Annotated in this window: 14 protein-coding genes; 8 read left to right on the top strand and 6 right to left on the bottom strand. The window is 71.4% G+C overall.

All coding sequences use genetic code 11. The features are described 5' to 3' along the window. The first annotated feature begins 189 nt into the window (after window positions 1–189). A complete protein-coding gene (locus tag AOM46_RS24935; protein ID WP_062215344.1) occupies window positions 190–507 on the top strand; it encodes a ferredoxin in 318 nt (105 codons plus the stop codon). A 24-nt stretch (window positions 508–531) separates the two neighbouring features. Here AOM46_RS24935 and AOM46_RS24930 read toward each other — a convergent pair whose 3' ends face one another. From AOM46_RS24930 to AOM46_RS24920, 3 genes are all read right to left on the bottom strand, one after another. Further along, window positions 532–1,122: a hypothetical protein gene (locus AOM46_RS24930; RefSeq protein WP_062215341.1), complete on the bottom strand. Its 591-nt coding sequence runs from the start codon at window positions 1,120–1,122 to the stop codon at window positions 532–534. A gap of 157 nt (window positions 1,123–1,279) precedes the next feature. Continuing rightward, window positions 1,280–2,170, bottom strand: a complete 891-nt coding sequence (locus AOM46_RS24925; protein ID WP_062215339.1) for a tRNA (adenine-N1)-methyltransferase — start codon at window positions 2,168–2,170, stop codon at window positions 1,280–1,282. Window positions 2,171–2,238: 68 nt separating this feature from the next. Beyond that, window positions 2,239–3,483 (bottom strand): site-2 protease family protein, encoded by a 1,245-nt coding sequence (locus tag AOM46_RS24920; RefSeq protein WP_062215337.1) that lies wholly within the window; start codon window positions 3,481–3,483, stop codon window positions 2,239–2,241. A 125-nt stretch (window positions 3,484–3,608) separates the two neighbouring features. On the opposite strand from AOM46_RS24920, the gene AOM46_RS24915 reads away from it, so the two are divergent. Beyond that, window positions 3,609–4,550: a PD-(D/E)XK nuclease family protein gene (locus AOM46_RS24915; protein WP_078857171.1), complete on the top strand. Its 942-nt coding sequence runs from the start codon at window positions 3,609–3,611 to the stop codon at window positions 4,548–4,550. A gap of 90 nt (window positions 4,551–4,640) precedes the next feature. Then, a complete protein-coding gene (locus tag AOM46_RS24910) occupies window positions 4,641–5,309 on the top strand; it encodes a response regulator transcription factor (protein WP_062215333.1) in 669 nt (222 codons plus the stop codon). Between the two features lie 34 nt (window positions 5,310–5,343). Here AOM46_RS24910 and AOM46_RS24905 read toward each other — a convergent pair whose 3' ends face one another. From AOM46_RS24905 to metH, 3 genes are all read right to left on the bottom strand, one after another. Then, the gene (locus tag AOM46_RS24905) at window positions 5,344–6,936 is read right to left on the bottom strand and encodes an ABC transporter substrate-binding protein (protein WP_062215331.1); all 1,593 of its coding nucleotides are present in this window, start codon (window positions 6,934–6,936) and stop codon (window positions 5,344–5,346) included. A gap of 117 nt (window positions 6,937–7,053) precedes the next feature. Next, window positions 7,054–7,806 carry an HAD family phosphatase gene (locus tag AOM46_RS24900; protein WP_062215330.1) on the bottom strand — a complete coding sequence of 251 codons (753 nt, stop codon included), beginning with the start codon at window positions 7,804–7,806 and terminating at the stop codon, window positions 7,054–7,056. Window positions 7,807–7,971: 165 nt separating this feature from the next. Continuing rightward, window positions 7,972–11,484, bottom strand: a complete 3,513-nt coding sequence (metH, locus tag AOM46_RS24895; RefSeq protein WP_062215328.1) for a methionine synthase — start codon at window positions 11,482–11,484, stop codon at window positions 7,972–7,974. A 215-nt stretch (window positions 11,485–11,699) separates the two neighbouring features. Here metH and AOM46_RS24890 point away from each other — a divergent pair, with 215 nt between their 5' ends. The 5 genes from AOM46_RS24890 (at window position 11,700) to AOM46_RS24870 (ending at window position 18,434) form a co-directional block, all read left to right on the top strand. Continuing rightward, a complete protein-coding gene (locus AOM46_RS24890; protein ID WP_062215326.1) occupies window positions 11,700–12,464 on the top strand; it encodes an IclR family transcriptional regulator in 765 nt (254 codons plus the stop codon). 150 nt (window positions 12,465–12,614) lie between these two features. Continuing rightward, window positions 12,615–13,430: an MIP/aquaporin family protein gene (locus tag AOM46_RS24885; RefSeq protein ID WP_062215324.1), complete on the top strand. Its 816-nt coding sequence runs from the start codon at window positions 12,615–12,617 to the stop codon at window positions 13,428–13,430. 72 nt (window positions 13,431–13,502) lie between these two features. Then, window positions 13,503–15,047, top strand: coding sequence for a glycerol kinase GlpK (gene glpK / locus AOM46_RS24880; RefSeq protein ID WP_062215322.1), 1,545 nt, complete (start codon window positions 13,503–13,505; stop codon window positions 15,045–15,047). A gap of 6 nt (window positions 15,048–15,053) precedes the next feature. Further along, the gene (locus AOM46_RS24875) at window positions 15,054–16,652 is read left to right on the top strand and encodes a glycerol-3-phosphate dehydrogenase/oxidase (protein WP_062215320.1); all 1,599 of its coding nucleotides are present in this window, start codon (window positions 15,054–15,056) and stop codon (window positions 16,650–16,652) included. A 210-nt stretch (window positions 16,653–16,862) separates the two neighbouring features. Then, window positions 16,863–18,434: an ABC transporter substrate-binding protein gene (locus AOM46_RS24870; RefSeq protein ID WP_062215319.1), complete on the top strand. Its 1,572-nt coding sequence runs from the start codon at window positions 16,863–16,865 to the stop codon at window positions 18,432–18,434. The last annotated feature ends 3 nt before the right edge of the window (window positions 18,435–18,437 follow it).

Here is an 18,437-nt window from a genome sequence, read left to right as displayed (position 1 = left end):
ACCCCTAGATCACAAAGACGGTCGGGGCGTGTCCGATCTTCACCCTTGCGCACTCCCTCACGCCAGGGGGATACCCACCCGGGGCGTTCCAAAAGCAGCCGGCTGTATCGTCGTGAGTGGTCAACACCCGTCGGGGACAGCTTCCTTTGCTGTGTCGCCCACGAGGAGCCGACAGGAGCGGTAGCCGATATGACCACGAGGAACGAAGTGACCCAGGCCGATGAGCTTGAGGTCTGGATCGACCAGGACCTCTGCACCGGAGACGGAATCTGCGCGCAGTACGCGCCCGAGGTGTTCGAGTTGGACATCGACGGTCTCGCCTATGTGAAGCCGCCGGCCGAGCCGGGGGCGGAGGCCGAGTTGCTGACCGCGCCGGGGGCGACGGCCCCGGTGCCGCTGCCGCTGCTGCGGGAGATCTCCGACTCGGTCAAGGACTGTCCGGGCCAGTGCATCCATGTCCGCAGGGTCGCCGACCGCACGGAGGTGCTGGGCCCCGACGCCGACTGAGGGCGCCGGGGCGCTCGCGGCCGATCAGACGCTGTTGGGGGCGCGCCCGGGGACCAGTTCCAGCCGTCCGTCGCGCCACTGCCAGCCGACGTCGCGCAGCAGGTCGGGGCAGCAGCGCGGGATGTCCAGCGAGGAGTAGCCGACGAGCCGGGCGGTGAAGCCGGTCTCCTCGGCCCGCAGGTCGTCGACCGTCATCCCCTCGTCGGGCTCCACCAGGGTGGCCGCCACCCGGGGCGGGGCCGACGCGTCGCCGTCCCGGTCCCCGTGGGTCAGCAGGTACATGCCGTTGGGCGGGGTGCCGGAGCCCGCGTCGCAGCGGACCACGGCCACCGTCTCGGACCGGCCGTCCGCGTCCAGGTCCAACTCGGCCTGGTCGGTGACCAGCACCTCGAAGGGGCCGCAGTCCAGCGGGTAGACGGCGGCCAGCGGATCGGGCCCCGTGCTGTCGGCGGGCTCGGCCGCCGTGGCGCCCGCGTCGTTCGGCTGGACGAGGGCCGCCGCCCCGGCCACCGCGGCGACGGCCACGGCGGTCACCAGCCAGTGGCGCGCGCCGGTGTGGGTGTGGGGAAGCCCTTCGGGCGCGGTGCCCGGGGAGGACGCTGCCGATTGCTGCACGCTGGGGGTCTCCTGGGAGGCGGGGTGAGCGCTGGGGATCGAACGGCCTGCCGGCCGGCAGGGCCGCATCGTGCCATATCTCACACCGCCGCGGAACGGCGGGGTACCGCTGGTGACCGCGGACCACCGCCACAGGAACCGCCCGTGGGCGTGGAGTTCAGCCGGCCGACCCGGGACCCGTGTAGTCGGAGCCGTAGGCGCCGGGCGCCGGGCGGCGGCGGCGCAGCGGCGGGGTGACGCCGTCGGCCAGGCGCCGCGCGGTCAGCAGGAAGCCGGTGTGGCCGATCATCCGGTGGTCGGGACGGACCGCCAGACCCTCCACATGCCAGGTGCGGACCATGGTCTCCCAGGCGGACGGCTCGTTGAACGTGCCGTGCTCCCTGATGGTCTCGACGGTGCGCGCCAGCTGGGTGGTGGTGGCGACATAGGCGCAGAGGATCCCGCCGGGGACCAGCGCCTTGGAGACCGCGTCGAGGCATTCCCAGGGGGCCAGCATGTCCAGGATCACCCGGTCCACCTCGGTGTCCGAGAGATGGTCCTGCAGATCGCCGACGGTCAACTCCCAGGCGGGGTGCGGGGCGCCGAAGTAGCGGGTGACGTTCTCCCGCGCGATGTCGGCGAAGTCGGTTCTGCGCTCGTAGGAGTGCAGCATCCCCTGGTCACCGATGGCCCGGAGCAGGAACGCGGAGAGCGATCCGGAGCCGACGCCGGCCTCCACCACCCGGGCGCCGGGGAAGATGTCGGCCATGGCCAGGATCTGCCCCGCGTCCTTGGGGTAGACGACGGCGGCGCCGCGTGGCATGGACAGGACGTAGTCGGGGAGCAGTGGGCGCAGCGCCAGATAGGCGACGTTTCCCGTGGTGCGGACCACGGTTCCCTCGGGGGCACCGATCAGCTCGTCGTGGGGGAAGGCTCCCTTGTGGGTGTGGAAGCTCTTTCCCTCTTCGAGCGTGAAGGTGTAGTGGCGTCCCTTGGGGTCGGTGAGCTGGACCTGGTCCCCGACCTGGAAGGGCCCGCGACGGCGGGCGGCACCGGTCGGTTCGGACATGGCGGTCAGCCTAGTCCAGAGGCGCGGTGCGGCCGTAATCGAGGGCCTTCCGGGGCCCGGGCGAGCGGTCAGGCGGAGGGCGCGGTGCCCGGGTCGGGGGCGGTTCTGGCCATGGCGTCGATGAAGGCGCGCTCGACGTCCCGGGTGGAGAGCACGCCGTAGATCTCGCCGGTCTCCTCGACCACCAGGTACTCGGTGGCCGGGGTGGCCCGCAGATGCGCCAGCAGATCCTCGCCGGTCAGCTCAGCGGGGACCCGCATGCCCTCCGTCAGCTCCTGGGCGAGGCCGCTGACCGCGACCCAGGGGCGGCGGTGCTCGGGGACGCCGGCGATGCCCGCCTCCCGCACCACCGAGGTGGGCGCGCCCTCCGGGTCGACCACCACCAGGGCGCGGGCGCCGGCCTCGTTGGCGCGGCGCAGCGCCTCGGAGAGCGGCGTCTCGCCGGTGACGGGGACCGCCCGGCGGGTGAGGGCGCGGGCGTTGAGCGCGGGGAGCCGTTCCCGCAGCCTGGCCATCCGCAGGCTGTTGCCGGCGCCCGTCCAGATGATGGCGGCCAGCACGGCGGCGAGCAGGGCGTCGGTGAGGGATTCCAGTCCGCTGAACGAGCCGCGTTCGCCGAGCCCGCCGAGGTGGGTGGCGAGCGGGAAGCCGATCAGCACCAGGATGGCCAGCCCACGGCCGGTCCAGGCTGCGGCGACGGTGCCGCGCATCGGGCTGCCGGTGATCCGCCAGACCAGGGCGCGCAGCATCCGGCCGCCGTCCAGCGGCAGTCCCGGCAGCAGGTTGAAGACGGCGACGATGAGGTTGGAGATCATCAGCCCGGCGAGCAGCACCCCGGGCACGGTGCGCGGTTCGACGGTCAGCATCCCGAGATAGAAGACGCCGGCCAGCACCAGGGAGAGCAGCGGGCCCACGCCGGCCAGCACGAACTCCCGGCCGGGCGTGGGGGATTCCTTCTCGATCTCCGACACCCCGCCGAAGAACTGGAGCTGGATGCGGCGCACCGGCAGGTCGAAGCGGAGCGCGGCGACGGTGTGCGCCAGCTCGTGGACCAGCACGGAGCCGTAGAAGGCGACCGCGAAGAACAGCGCCACCAGATAGCGTGCGGCGCCGAGTTCGGGCAGTACCCGGTCGAGTTGGTTGCCGAAGAACCAGGTGATCAGGGCGGCGACGAGGAACCAGCTGGGGGCGACATAAACGGGGACGCCCAGCACCCGGCCCATCAGGAATCCGCCGCCTCGGCGTCGTGGCTCCTCGGCGGATTCGTCCCGCTTCTCCGGATCGGGCGTCTGGTCGGTCGTGGAGTCTCCCACCTGTTCCCCTCGTCGCCTCGCGGCTGCGCGCGACGCCTGCCGCGTCGCGGTCGATCGTCCCGTGCCGTGGACGTGAAGTCGATGGTATGGGCTGGCTGTCAGTGACGCGCCGTAGGGTTCGCTCCATGACTCGGACCGCCGCCTCCCCGCCACGTTCGCTTTCGCCGTCCCGGGCCGCCGACTTCCAGCAGTGCCCCCTGCTCTACCGCTTTCGGGTGATCGACAAACTGCCGGAGGCGCCCAGCGCGGCGGCCACCCGGGGCACGGTGGTCCATGCGGTGCTTGAGCGGGTGTTCGACGCGCCGGCGGCGGAGCGGAGCGTACCCAGGGCCCGGGAGTTGGTGGCCCCGGAGTGGCGGCGGCTGTTGGCGAAACGCCCCGAGCTGGCCCAGCTGTTCGGCCGCGCGCCGGCGCCGGAAGCGGAAACGGAAGCGGAGGGCGAGGCCGAGGGGGCGGCGGGCGAACCGGAGTTGGACGAGGAGCGGTTGTCGGCCTTTCTCGCGGAGGCCGAGCGGCTGGTGGAGCGGTGGTTCTCGTTGGAGGATCCGACGCGTCTTGAGCCGGCGGAGCGGGAGTTGTTCGTGGAGGCCACGCTGGATTCGGGGCTGCTGCTGCGCGGGGTGATCGACCGGGTGGATGTGGCGCCGAGCGGCGAGATCCGGATCGTGGACTACAAGACGGGCAAGGCCCCGCCGGCGGCGTACGCGGCGGGCGCGCTCTTCCAGATGAAGTTCTACGCCCTGGTGCTCTGGCGGCTGCGGGGCACCGTGCCGCGCCGCCTGCAGCTGGTCTATCTGGGCAGTGGCGAGGTGCTCACCTACGACCCGGCGGAGGAGGATCTGCGCGGCGTCGAGCGGAAGGTGCACGCGCTGTGGGACGCGATCCAGCGGGCCACCGAGTCGGGCGACTGGCGGCCTCGGCGGGGTCGGCTCTGCGACTGGTGCGATCATCAGGCGCGCTGCCCGGAGTTCGGCGGCACTCCCCCGCCGTATCCGCTCCAGGTCGGGCCGGTCGGGGTGCCGGAGCAGTCCGGCGGGGTCTCGGCGCCGGCCGTGGCGCGGGAGTAGCGCCCGGCGCCCCCCGGCGGGTGGGCGTGAGCCAGAATGGCGGGTGGATCTCGGCGGCCGTGGCCGTCCCCCCGAGTGAAGGGCCCTTTGATGCCGATCCGCGTTCTGCTGGTGGACGACCAGCCGCTGTTGCGCACGGGTTTCCGCATGATCCTGGAGGCCGAGCACAACCTGGCCGTGGTGGGTGAGGCCGGGGACGGCCTGCAGGCGCTGGACCAGGTTCGGGCGCTCCAGCCGGACGTGGTGCTGATGGACATCCGGATGCCCCGGATGGACGGTGTGGAGGCGACGCGGCAGATCACCGGGCCGGCGAAGGACGGCCCGGTCAAGGTGCTGGTGCTGACCACCTTCGATCTGGACGAGTACGTGGTGGAGGCGCTTCGCGCCGGGGCCAGCGGCTTTCTGTTGAAGGACGCGCCGGCCGCCGAACTGGTGCAGGCGATCCGGGTGGTGGCGGGCGGCGAGGCGATGCTGGCGCCCAGCGTCACCCGCCGGCTGTTGGACATGTACGCCGCCAAGCTGCCGTCGGGCGAGGAGCCGGTCCCGGACGCGTTGGACACGTTGACCGAGCGCGAGGTCGAGGTGCTCAAGCTGGTGGCCCGCGGGCTGTCCAACGCGGAGATCGCGGCCGATCTCTTTGTCAGCGAGACCACGGTCAAGACCCATGTGGGCCACGTGCTCACCAAGTTGGAGCTGCGGGACCGGGTGCAGGCGGCGGTGTTCGCCTACGAGAGCGGCCTGGTCCGGCCGGGCAACTAGGCCCTCGCCGGGTGCGGCGCCCCGGGGCCCGGGGTCAGAGGTCGACCTTCTCGATCTCCCAGAAGCGGAAGACGGTGGAGGCGTCCAGCGTCCACTGGAGGCCGCCGATGCTCTCGGCGGCGACCGCGTACTGGCGGCCCTGCCAGATGGGGATCAGGGGGATGTCCTCGGCGACGATGTCCTGGAGGGTGGCGAAGTCGGCCACGGACTGCGCCCGGTCGGCCTGGGCGCGGGTGGCCGGCAGCAGTTCCTGGCTGATCCGCTCCGAGACATAGCCGTTGGCGAGGACGTTGTCCGGGCCGAAGAACGGGTCGGTGAAGTTCTCCGGGTCCGGGTAGTCGGGGACCCAGCCCCGGACGAACGCGCCGAACTCGCCGGCGGCCACGCCCTCGGCGAACTCGTCGGCCGGGACGCTCTCCACGGTGGCGCGGAAGAGGCCGCTCTCGTTGAGCTGGTCGGCCAGCCGCTCGAACGCCTCGACGGTGTCGGGGCCGAAGCGGGTGGGGGTGACCCAGAGCGGCAGCTCCACCGGCTCGGTGATCCCGGCGGCGCGCAGGGCTGCCTCGGCCGCCTCGGGGTCGGGGTTGCTGCCGTAGCGGTCGAAGAAGGCCGTGGTGTGTCCGGTGATCCCGGCGGGGACGACCGAGTAGAGGGGTTCGACGGTGCGCTGGTAGACGTCGCGCACCAGCGCCTCGCGGTCGAGGAGTCGGGCCACGGCCTCGCGGACCGCCGGCTCCCCCGCGACCGGGTCGTCGAGGTTGAAGACCAGGTACTGGGCCTCGGCGCTGCTGCCCTCCACCACCTTCAGCTCGCCGCTTCCGCTGCGGTCCGCGGAGTGCAGGTCGGCGGTGTCCTCGGCGGTCAGGCCGCGGTAGGCGACGTCCACCTCGCCGGCGCGCACCGCCGCGTCCAGGGCCTGCTGGTCGCCGTGGTAGAGCCGCATGGTGACGCCGGAGTTACGCGCCTCGGCGGGGCCGTGGTAGTCCGGGTTGACGGCGAACTCGGCCTCGTCGGCGGTGTACTTCTCCAGGGTGTAGACGCCGGATCCGACCGCCTGCCCGTCGGTCCGCAGGGTGTCGGCCTGGTACTCGCGGTGGTCGACGATGGAGCCGGCGCCGGAGGCTATCTTCTGCGGGAACGTGGCGTCGGGTTCCTTGAGGTGGAAGGTGATCGTCCGGTCGTCCGGGGTCTCGATCCGGTCGATGGAGGCGAGCATCACCGCGGGCCCGTCGGGGTCGTCGATGCCCAGCGTCCTGTCGAAGGAGAACTTGACGTCCTTCGAGGTCAGGGCGTTTCCGTTGCTGAAGCTGAGGTCGTCCCGCAGGGTGCAGGTGTAGCGCTGGCTGACCCGGTCGGTGAATCCGCACTGCTCGGCGGCCTCGGGCTGTGGCTCGGTGGCGCCGGGCGGGAAGCTCAGCAGGGACTGGAAGACGTTGTTGAACACCAGCCAGGAGCCGGGGTCGTAGCCGGAGGCCGGGTCGACGGAGAGCACCTCGTCGGTCATGCCCAGCGTGATCGGCCGGCCCCGTCCGGCGCTGTCGTCGCCGGTCAGTCCACAGCCGGCGAGCAGGGTCGCGGCCACCGAGAGGGCGAGCGCCGGGCGGGCTCTTCCCGAGCGTGTCTTCACGTGGCGTTCCTTCGTCTCCCGGGGCTGGCGGTCGCGGCCCCCTCTCCTCAAGCTCCTCAGCCCAACCGACCTTAGTCGGCGGGGTGACCTCAACGCGACGAAATCGGGTGAGAAGACTCACGGGCGGCGATCGGGGACGGCCGTGACCTGCGGTTCCTGCCCCGGACCCACAGGCGGGGCCGGGACGAGGGAGCGGAGGAAGGCGAGATCGACCTCCTCCAGGGAGCGGACCACGGTGCGTCCCGGCGCGGCCGGCACGGCGGCCACCGAGGGGACGACCACCACCGGGCAGCCGGCGGCCTCGGCCGAGGCGACGCCCGTCGCGGTGTCCTCGACGGCGACGCAGCGCGCGGGCTCGGCGCCCAGCCGCAGCGCGGCGGTGAGGTACGGGTCGGGGTGCGGTTTGGTGCGCTCGATATCGTCGCCAGCGACGGTGCAGGCGAAGAACTCCGGGCCGAGCGAGCGCAGTATCCGGTCGATGACGGTGCGGTGGCTGGCGGAGACCAGCGCGGTCGGCACCTCGTGGGCGGCCAGTTCGGTGAGGAGCCGGCGGGCCCCCGGCATCAGGGGCACGCCACGGTCGAGGCGGCGCAGGAACGCCTCGTTGAGCAGGTCGCGCAGCGCGTCGAGGCCGATGTCGGCGCCTGTGACCTCGATCAGGTAGCCGGCCGAGCGGGTCATGGGGCCGCCGACCACCACCTCGCGGTGCTCCTCGGCGAGCACATGGCCGAGGGCGCCGAAGACCTCCACCTCGGCGTCCCACCAGAAGCCCTCGGTGTCGACCAGGGTGCCGTCCATGTCCAGCAGGACGGCCTGGGGCAGGGGCCCGAGCGGGCGTCGGGTGTCCAGTGCGGGCGTGGAGCTCGTCATCCGTACGCACCTCCGTCGGGGGTGGACCGGCCGGCCGTCGGATGGACGGCCGGCCGGTACCGGATCGATCAGTCTACGTCGGACGAGGGAACCACTCCGAGCCGAAGAGCTGACCTCACCCGGTCGGCCCAGTGACGGAACACTGAACGCCGACGGGAGGACGGCTCAGCGGGCGTTGAAGTAGTTCGCCTCGGGGTGGTGGACCACGATCGCGTCGGTCGACTGTTCGGGGTCGAGCTGGAACTCCTCGGAGAGGGTGACGCCGATGCGCCGGGAGTCCAGCAGCTCGGCGATCTTGGCGCGGTCCTCCAGATCGGGGCAGGCGGGGTAGCCCAGGGAGTAGCGGCAGCCCTGGTACTCGGTGCGGAACATGCCGGACAGCTCCACCGGATCGTCGTCGGCGATGCCCAGCTCGGTTCTGACGCGTGCGTGCCAGTACTCGGCCAGGGCCTCGGCGAGCTGGACGGAGAGGCCGTGCAGCTCCAGGTAGTCCCGGTAGGCGTCGGCGGCGAACAGTTCGGCGGTGGCCTCGCTGACCTTGGGGCCGATGGTCACGGTCTGGAGCGCCACCAGGTCGGTCTCGCCGCTGTCGGCCGGGCGGAAGAAGTCGGCGAGGCAGAGCCGGCGCCCACGGCGTTGGCGGGGGAAGGTGAACCGGGTGCGCTCGCGGCCGTCCTCGTCGAGGATGACCAGATCGTCGCCCTCCGCGTGGCAGGGGAAGTAGCCGTAGACCACGGCGGCCTGGAGCAGGTTGTCGGTGTGCAGCCGGTCGAGCCAGCCGCGCAGCCGGGGGCGGCCCTCGGTCTCCACCAGCTCGGCGTAGTCGGGGCCGCCGTCTGCCCTGGCCGCCTTGAGTCCCCACTGGCCCTTGAAGAGCGCGTCCTCGTCCAGCCAGTCCGCGTAGTCCTTGAGCGGGACGCCCTTGACCACCCGCGTCCCGACGAACGGGCGCTTGGGCAGCGGGACGTCGGTGGCGGTCTCGGAGCGGGCGGGTGCCTCGTCGGCGCGTTCGGTGACGACGGGGCTGTCCCGGCGGGCCACCCGGCGCGGCTTGAGTTCGGGCAGGGTGGCGCCGGGCACGCCGCGCTTGACGGCGATCAGCGCGTCCATCAGCCGCAGCCCCTCGAAGGCGTCGCGGGCGTAGCGGACCTCGCCCTGGTAGATCTCGTGCAGGTCCTGTTCGACGTAGGCGCGGGTGAGCGCGGCGCCGCCGAGGATCACCGGGTAGCCGGCGGCCATGCCCCGGCGGTTCAGCTCCTCCAGGTTCTCCTTCATGATCACGGTGGACTTCACCAGCAGCCCCGACATGCCGATCACATCGGCGCTGTGTTCCTGGGCGGCGTCGAGGATGGCCGAAACCGGCTGTTTGATACCGAGGTTGACGACGTTGTAGCCGTTGTTGGTCAGGATGATGTCGACCAGGTTCTTGCCGATGTCATGGACGTCGCCGCGCACGGTGGCGAGCACGATGGTGCCCTTGCCGTCGTCGTCGGTCTTCTCCATGTGCGGCTCCAGATAGGCCACCGCGTTCTTCATCACCTCGGCGGACTGGAGCACGAACGGCAGCTGCATCTGGCCCGAGCCGAAGAGCTCGCCGACGACCTTCATGCCCTCCAGGAGCGTGTCGTTGACGATCTCAAGGGCGGGGCGTTCGGCGAGCGCCGCGTCGAGGTCGGCCTCCAGGCCGTTGCGTTCGCCGTCGACGATGCGTCGGCGCAGCCGCTCCTCCAGCGGGAGGGCCGCCAGCTCCTCGGCCTTGCCGGCCTTCATCGACTTGGTGTCCACGCCCTCGAAGAGGGTGAGGAACCGCTGGAGCGGGTCGTAGCCCTCGCGGCGCCGGTCGTAGATCAGATCGCGGGCGACCTCGACCTGTTCGTCGTCGATCCTGGCGATGGGCAGGATCTTGGCGGCGTGCACGATGGCGGAGTCGAGGCCGGCCTTGACGCACTCGTCCAGGAAGACGGAGTTGAGCACCAGTCGGGCGGCGGGGTTGAGGCCGAAGGAGATGTTGGACAGGCCGAGGGTGGTGCCCACGTCGGGGTGGCGGGCCTTCAACTGCCGGATGGCCTCAAGGGTGTTGATGCCGTCCTTGCGGGACTCCTCCTGACCGGTGCAGATGGTGAAGGTGAGGAAGTCGATCAGGATGGCGGAGGGGGCGAAGCCCCAGTTCTCCGTGAGGTCGGCGATCAGTCGTTCGGCGACGGCCAGCTTGTGCTCGGGGGTGCGGGCCTGCCCCTCCTCGTCGATGGTGAGCGCCATCAGCGCCGCGCCGTGCTCGGCGGCCAGCGTGGCGACCCTGGCGAACCGGGACTCGGGGCCGTCGCCGTCCTCGTAGTTCACCGAGTTGATGACCGCTCGGCCGCCGAGGCGTTCCAGGCCGGCTTCGAGGACGGCCGGTTCGGTGGAGTCCAGCACGATGGGCAGCGTGGAGGCGGTGGCCAGCCGGCCGGCCAGCTCGGCCATGTCGGCCACGCCGTCCCGGCCGACGTAGTCCACGCAGAGGTCCAGCAGATGGGCGCCCTCCCTGATCTGCTCGCGGGCCACCTCCACGCAGTCCTCCCAGCGGCCGTCGAGCATGGCCTGCCGGAACTTCTTGGAGCCGTTGGCGTTGGTCCGCTCGCCGATGGCCAGATACGCCGTGTCCTGCCGGAACGGCACGCTCTGGTAGAGGGAGGAGGCCCCGGGCTCGGGGCGCGGTTCGCGTTCGGCCGGGGTCAGCTCCCTGACCCGTTCCACCACCCGGCGCAGATGCTCGGGCGTGGTGCCACAGCAGCCGCCGACCAGGGAGAGGCCGAACTCGCCGACGAACTGCTCGTGGGCGTCGGCCAGTTGTTCGGGGGTCAGCGGGTAGTGGGCGCCGTCCTTGCCGAGCACCGGCAGGCCGGCGTTGGGCATACAGGACAGCGGCAGCTCGGTGTGCCGGGCGAGATGGCGCAGATGCTCGCTCATCTCGGCGGGCCCGGTGGCGCAGTTGAGGCCGATCATGTCGATGCCGAGCGGTTCGAGGGCGGTCAGCGCGGCGCCGATCTCCGAGCCGAGCAGCATGGTGCCGGTGGTCTCGACGGTCACCTGGACGATCAGGGGGAGGTCCACGCCCAGAGCGCGCAGCGCGCGGCGGGCGCCGAGGGTGGCGGCCTTGGTCTGGAGCAGGTCCTGGCTGGTCTCCACGAGCAGCGCGTCGGCGCCGCCGGCGATCAGCCCCTCGGCGTTCTGCTGGAAGGCGTCGCGCAGCGGTCGGTAGGCGGTGTGCCCGAGGCTGGGCAGCTTGGTGCCGGGGCCCATGGAGCCCAGCACCCAGCGGAGGCGGCCGTCCTCGGCGGCGAACTCGTCCGCCACCTCCCTGGCGATCCGGGCGCCGGACTCGGAGAGTTCGTGGACCCGTTCGGGGATGTCGTACTCGCCCAGCGCCGCGAGGTTGGCGCCGAAGGTGTTGGTCTCCACGCAGTCGATGCCGGCGGCCAGGTACTCCCGGTGGACGTTGCCCACGATGTCGGGGCGGGTCACGTTGAGGACCTCGTTGCAGCCCTCCAGCTGCTGGAAGTCCTCCATGGTGGGGTCCTGCGCCTGGAGCATGGTGCCCATGCCCCCGTCGGCGACCACGACGCGGGAGGCGAGCGCCTCGCGCAGTTCCCGGGCGCGTTGGGCTTGGGGGACGGATGGCAGGCTGACAAAAGCCATGGGCTCTCCCGAAAGTGCGACGGCTGTCGGCTATGCGCCACCGCGGAGCGGCGCACCTCAGCAGCGTAACCGGCCGACGCCGATCGGGAGCCGAACATTCCGGAGAGCGGACGGCCGTAAACTCAGTTCCGGCCTGGGGGTATCGACATCCCCTACCAACGTTCGACAATGCCGAACGGACCCGAGTATCTGCTGGAGTGCAAGGAGGCGGCCTCATGGCTCGGACCATCCAGTCCCTAGAACGCGCCGCGGCGGTACTGCGACTGTTGGCCGGCGGCGAGCGGCGGCTCGGCCTGTCCGACATCTCCTCCGCCATAGGACTGGCCAAGGCCACCACCCACGGCCTGCTGCGCACCCTGGCGCAGGAGGGCTTCGTGGAACAGGACGCGATCTCGGGCAAGTACCAGCTGGGCGCCGAGCTGCTGCGCCTGGGCAACAGCTATCTGGACGTGCACGAACTGCGCGCGCGGGCCCTGGTCTGGACGGACGACCTGGCCAGGGCGAGCGGGGAGAGCGTCTATCTGGGCGTGCTGCACAAGCGTGGCGTGCTGATCGTGCACCATGTGTTCCGCCCCGACGACAGCCGTCAGGTGCTGGAGGTGGGCGCCATGCAGCCGCTGCACAGCACCGCGCTCGGCAAGGTCCTGGCGGCCTTCGACCCGGTGGCGCACAACGAGGTGATGGAGTCCGACTTCGCGGCGATCACCCCGCTCACCACCACCGACCCCGGCGCCTTCGACGAGGGGCTGGCCGAGGTGCGGGCCCGGGGCTGGGCGAGTGATATCGGGGAGACCTGGGACGGGGTGGCGTCCGTCGCCGCGCCGATCGTGGACCGCCGCCGGATGCCGGTGGGAGCCGTGGCCGTGACCGGCGCGGTGGAGCGGATCCTCGACGAGGAGACGCTGCGCCCCCGGCTGATCGCCGCCGTGCGGGACTGCGCCCGGTCCGTGTCGCGGGACCTGGGAGCCGGTCGCTTCTAGGACAATCCAGACACCGGCGAGGTATCTGGCGCTCACCCACTTGACGATGCCTTCTCCGGGGAGAACACTGCCGTTCGATGGTCGATAATGTCGAACACCGGACGGATGTCGGCCAGGAAGCCCCCTGGACGAAGGACAAAGGAGTCACGGGTGTCCAGCTCCGATATCTTTTTCGGCGAGGTGCTCGGCACCGCCGTACTGATCACGCTCGGGGCCGGCGTAGTCGCCGGCGTCATCCTCAGGAAATCGAAATCGTTCGAGGCCGGTTGGGTCGCCATCGCCTTCGGCTGGGGTTTCGCGGTGCTGACCGGCGTCTACGCCTGCACCGAACTCTCCGGCGCGCACATCAACCCGGCGGTGACCCTCGGCATCGCCATCGACACGGGCGAATGGGGCGATGTCCCCACCTATGTCGCCGGCCAGCTGCTCGGCGCGATGATCGGCGCCGTGTTGGTATGGCTCGCCTACTACGGCCACTTCCAGGCCCATCTGCTGGACCGGGAGGAGGTCAGCGGCTCCCGCACGCCGGGGCCGCGGGCCTTCGACGAGACCGCGGCGAAGACCGAGGAGCGGCGCCCCGCCGATCCGGGCGAGCCGGGCCCGGTGCTCGGCGTCTTCGCCACCGCCCCCGAGATCCGCAACACGGTGCAGAACCTGGCCACGGAGATCATCGCCACCGCCGTGCTGGTGTCCGCGGTGCTGTCCATCGGGCGCAGCGACGACCTGGCGCTCTCCGGGACGGGCGGGCTGATGGTGGCCCTGGTCGTCGTCGGCATCGGCCTCTCCCTGGGCGGGCCCACCGGCTACGCCATCAACCCGGCCCGTGACCTCGGTCCCCGTATCGTCCACGCGCTCCTCCCGCTGCCCAACAAGGGCGGCTCCGACTGGGGCTACTCCTGGATTCCCATCGTCGGCCCGCTGATCGGCGCCACGATCGCCGCCGTCCTCCACAACCTCCTGTTCTGACCGCGCCGCGCGCTCAGGAAACGGGTACCCGCGGCCGCACGACCGCACCATCACGACACAGGAGTCGCCACCATGTCCGACGCTCAGGACCCCGCACTCACCACCGAGGCGCGCGAGTACATCGCCGCCATCGACCAGGGCACCACCTCCAGCCGTTGCATCGTCTTCGACCGCGACGGGCGCATCGTCTCCGTCGAGCAGAAGGAGCACGAGCAGATCTTTCCCAAGCCGGGCTGGGTGGAACACGACGCCACCGAGATCTGGGCGAATGTCCAGGAAGTCGTGGCGGGCGCGCTGGCCAAGGCCGAGATCAGCAAGGACGACGTCAAGGCCATCGGCATCACCAACCAGCGCGAGACCACCCTGCTCTGGGACCGCACCACCGGCGAGCCGGTGCACAACGCGATCGTCTGGCAGGACACCCGTACCGACGCGCTCGTCCGGGAGCTGGGGCGCAACGTCGGCCAGGACCGGTTCCGCCGCGAGACGGGGCTCCCGCTGGCCTCCTACTTCGCGGGGCCCAAGATCCGTTGGCTGCTGGACAACGTGGACGGCCTCAAGGAACGCGCCGAACAGGGCGACATCCTCTTCGGCACCATGGACTCCTGGGTGATCTGGAACCTCACCGGCGGCACCGAGGGCGGGGTGCACGTCACGGATGTCACCAACGCGTCCAGGACGATGCTGATGAATCTGCGCACCCTCCGCTGGGAGGAGCGCATCCTCAACTCCATCGGTGTGCCGGCCGAGTTGCTGCCGGAGATTCGTTCCTCCTCCGAGGTCTACGGCCACGCCAAGGGCGGCCCGCTGGACGGGGTGCCGGTGGCCTCGGCCCTCGGGGACCAGCAGGCGGCGCTCTTCGGGCAGACGTGTTTCTCGGTCGGCGAGGCCAAGTCCACCTATGGCACCGGCACCTTCCTGCTGATGAACACCGGCACCAAGGCGATCAACTCCTATGCCGGTCTGGTCACCACCGTCGGCTACCGGATCGGCGACCAGCAGCCGGTGTACGCGCTGGAGGGGTCCATCGCGATCACCGGCGCCCTGGTGCAGTGGATGCGGGACCAGATGGGCCTGATCCACAGCGCCGCCGAGATCGAGACGCTGGCGCGTTCGGTGGACGACAACGGCGGCGCCTACTTCGTGCCCGCGTTCTCCGGGCTGTTCGCGCCCTACTGGCGTTCCGACGCGCGCGGCGTGATCGCGGGGCTGACCCGCTATGTGACCAAGGCGCATATCGCCCGGGCGGTCCTGGAGGCCACCGCGTGGCAGACCAGGGAGATCGTCGACGCCATGCACAAGGACTCCGGCGTCGAGCTGACCTCCCTCAAGGTCGACGGCGGAATGACGTCCAACAACCTGCTCATGCAGAACATCTCCGACTTCCTGGACGCGCCGGTGGTGCGCCCGATGGTCTCCGAGACCACCTGTCTCGGTGCCGCGTACGCGGCCGGCCTCGCGGTCGGTTTCTGGTCCAACATCGAGGACCTGCGGGCCAACTGGCGCCGTGCCGCGGAGTGGACCCCGGAGATGGACCCGGCCGAGCGCGACCGGGAGTACCAGTTCTGGCTCAAGGCCGTGCAGCGGTCCATGGGCTGGCTCGACGAGGAAGGCTGACAGCAGATGAACACCCCGCACCCGACCATGGAACCGGCCGCCATAGCCCGCGCCGAACGCCGCGCCGAGACCCGGCAGCGGCTCGCCGAAGGGACCTATGACCTGCTGGTCGTCGGGGGCGGCATCCTGGGCACCTCGGTCGCCTGGCACGCCGCCCAGTCGGGTCTGCGGGTGGCGATGGTGGACGCCGGCGACTTCGCCGGCGCCACCTCGTCGGCCTCCTCCAAGCTGGTGCACGGCGGGCTGCGCTATCTGCAGACCGGCGCGGTCCGGCTGGTGGCCGAGAACCACCACGAGCGGCGGGTGCTGGCCAGGGACGTCGCGCCGCATCTGGTCAACCCGCTCACCTTCTATCTGCCGGTCTACCGGGGCGGCCCGCACGGCGCGGCCAAGCTGGGCGCCGGCGTCTTCGCCTACTCCGCGCTGTCCGCCTTCGGCGACGGCGTCGGCCGGGTCATCTCGCCGGCCAGGGCGGCGGCCCGGGTGCCGGCGCTGCGCACCGAGAACCTGCGCGCGGTGGCCGTCTACGGCGACCACCAGATGAACGACGCCAGGGTCGCCGTGATGACGGTGCGCGCGGCGGTCGACGCCGGCGCCACGGTGCTCAACCACGCGGCGGTGGTCGGGCTCAGGAAGACCGCGGGACGGGTGACCGGCGCCGAGCTGCGGGACGGCCTCGACGGCACGGAGTTCGGGGTCGACGCCCGGCTGGTGCTGAACGCGACCGGGCCGTGGGTCGACCACCTCCGGCGGCTTGAGGACCCGGGCGCGGCGCCCAGCGTGCGGCTGTCCAAGGGCGTGCACGTGGTGCTGCGGCGCTCGGCGCCCTGGCCGGTGGCGCTGGCCACCCCGGTGGACAGGTACCGGATCACCTTCGCGCTGCCCTGGGAGGACCAGCTGCTGCTGGGCACCACCGACGAGACCTACGAGGGCGATCCGGCCGAGGTCGCGGCCACCGAGGCGGACATCGCCCAGATCCTGGACGAGGCGGGCCGTTCGGTCAGGGACGAGCAGCTGAACCGCGATCTGCTGACCTACAGCTTCGCCGGCCTGCGGGTGCTGCCCGGAGGCCCGGGCGAGGTGGCCAGCGCCAAACGCGAGACGGTGGTCACCGAGGGGCGCGGCGGAATGCTGTCGGTGGCCGGCGGCAAGTGGACGACCTACCGGCATATCGGCCGCACCGTGCTCCGCGAGCTGGCCAAGCTGCCGGGCGCGCCGTTGGGCGACGCCATGGAGCCCGTCTCCGACCTGGTGCGTCGGGTGCCGCTGCCCGGGGTGGCGCAGCCCAACGCGGTGGCCCACCGGCTGCTGGCCGACCCGGATGTCGGCCCGCTGCTCGGCCCGGCGACGGCGACCCATCTGGCGCGCCACTACGGCTCGTTGGCGTTGGAGATCGCGGAGCTGGTGCGGCGGGACCGGTCCCTGGGCGAGCGGGTGCATCCGGAAGGACCCGAGATCGTCGCCCAGCTGGTCCACGCCCGCGACCGGGAGTGGGCCGAGACGGTGGACGACATGCTGCGCCGGCGCACCACGCTGACGGTGCGGGGCCTGGACACGCCCGAGGTGCGCTCGCGGGTGGCCGAAGTGCTGGGCGACGCCGGCTGAGGCGGCGGCGACGGACGGTACCACCGGCGCCCCGGGGGACCACCGGCGACTGTCGCCATGCTCACTTCATATTGCGTCAACACCCGGGCGGGAGACTGAACCGACATCAAGGGCTGAAGGGAGCACCCGCCCGTGCGGTTCGGTCTTCAAGGACGTTCAGATTCCGCCCCATCCGGCAGCTTCGCCTCTCGCCGGCACCCCCTCGTCGCCATGGTGCTCGGCGGGGCGCTCGCGGTCTCCGGCTGTTCATCCGCCACCTCTTCGGAGACCGGCGACGACCCCGGGGAGCCGGTTTCGGGCGGTGAGTTGACGTTCGCCCTGGCCTCGGCGCCGACCTGTGCCGACCCGCAGCAGGTGGGCAGCAACGACTCCATCTATCCGGCCAGACAGCTGGTGGACTCGCTGACCGACCAGGACCCGGAGACCAGGGAGATCGTGCCCTGGCTCGCGGAGTCCTGGGAGGTCGACGACGAGGCGACGGCCTTCACGTTCGTCCTGCGGCCCGGGGCGACCTTCAGCGACGGCGCCCCGGTCGACGCGGCGGCGGTGGCGGCCAACCTGGACGGCGTCGTCGAGCTCGGCGCCCGCGCGGTGCTCGGCGCCAGCTATCTGGCCGGGTACCGGCAGAGCGTGGTGCTGGACGAACACACCGTGCGCGTCGAGTTCGAGCAGCCCAACACGCAGTTCCTGCAGGCCACTTCGACGCCTGCCCTGGGGCTGCTCTCGCCGGCGACGCTGGCCACGCCGGCGGCGGACCGCTGCACGGAGGTGATCGGCTCGGGCCCGTTCGTCCTGGAGGAGTTCAACATCAACCGCTCGGTGAAGCAGACCCGCCGGGAGGACTACGCCTGGGGCTCCTCGCTGTGGCGCCATGAGGGACCGGCCTATCTGGAGCGGCTGAACTTCGAGGTGATCGCCGAGTCCGGAGTGCGCACCGGTGGTCTCGCCTCCGGCCAGGTGGACGCCATCGGCGGCGTCGCCCCGCAGGACGAGGAGACCCTGGCGGCCAGCGGGCACACGGTGATCAGCCGGCCCAACCCGGGCCTTCCGTTCTCCCTCTTCCCGCAGTTGGAGCGGCCGGTGGCGGGCGATCCCGCGGTCCGGCGAGCCGTCTCGCTGGCCATCGACCGGGACGAGGTGGTGGCGACCGTGCTCTCCGACTCGTTCCGACCGGCGACCAGCGCGCTGGCCTCCACCACCGACCTCTACGCCGACCACTCGGAACTGCTCCGCCACGATCCGGCCGAGGCCGAACGGCTGCTCTCCGAGGCCGGCTGGGAGCCGGGCCCCGACGGGGTCCGCGTCAAGGACGGCGAACCGCTGCGTCTGACGCTGATCTGGGGCGCCAACTTCGGCCCCAACCAGCCGTCCCTCGAACTGATCCAACAGCAGCTGAACGCCGTGGGGTTCGACGCGACGCTGCGGACCGTGACCATCGCCGAGTACAACGCGGTGCGCGAGGGCGATGACTACGACTTCGCCTGGAGCAACACCACCCGCACCGACCCCGATCTGCTGCGCGCCGCGTTCTCCGGCGAGTTGGCCAACCTCTCCCGGGTGGACGATCCCGACCTGGAGGAGCTGCTGGCCGAGCAGAACGCGACCCCCGACCCCTCGGCGCGGGCCGAGCTGGTGGCACAACTCCAGGCCGAGGTGCTGGAGAAGGGCTATCTGATCCCGGTCTTCGAGCTGACCACCGTGCTCGGCCTCGGGGAGCACGTCCACGACCTGGACTTCGAGGCCAGCTCCCGGCTCCAGTTCCACGACACCTGGCTCGGCTGAGCC

Source organism: Streptomyces sp. NBRC 109706 (assembly GCF_000974485.1).
GTDB lineage: Bacteria > Actinomycetota > Actinomycetes > Streptomycetales > Streptomycetaceae > Streptomyces.
Note: the sequence above shows the minus strand (reverse complement) of the source record. Positions and strands in the feature narration are given on the sequence as shown.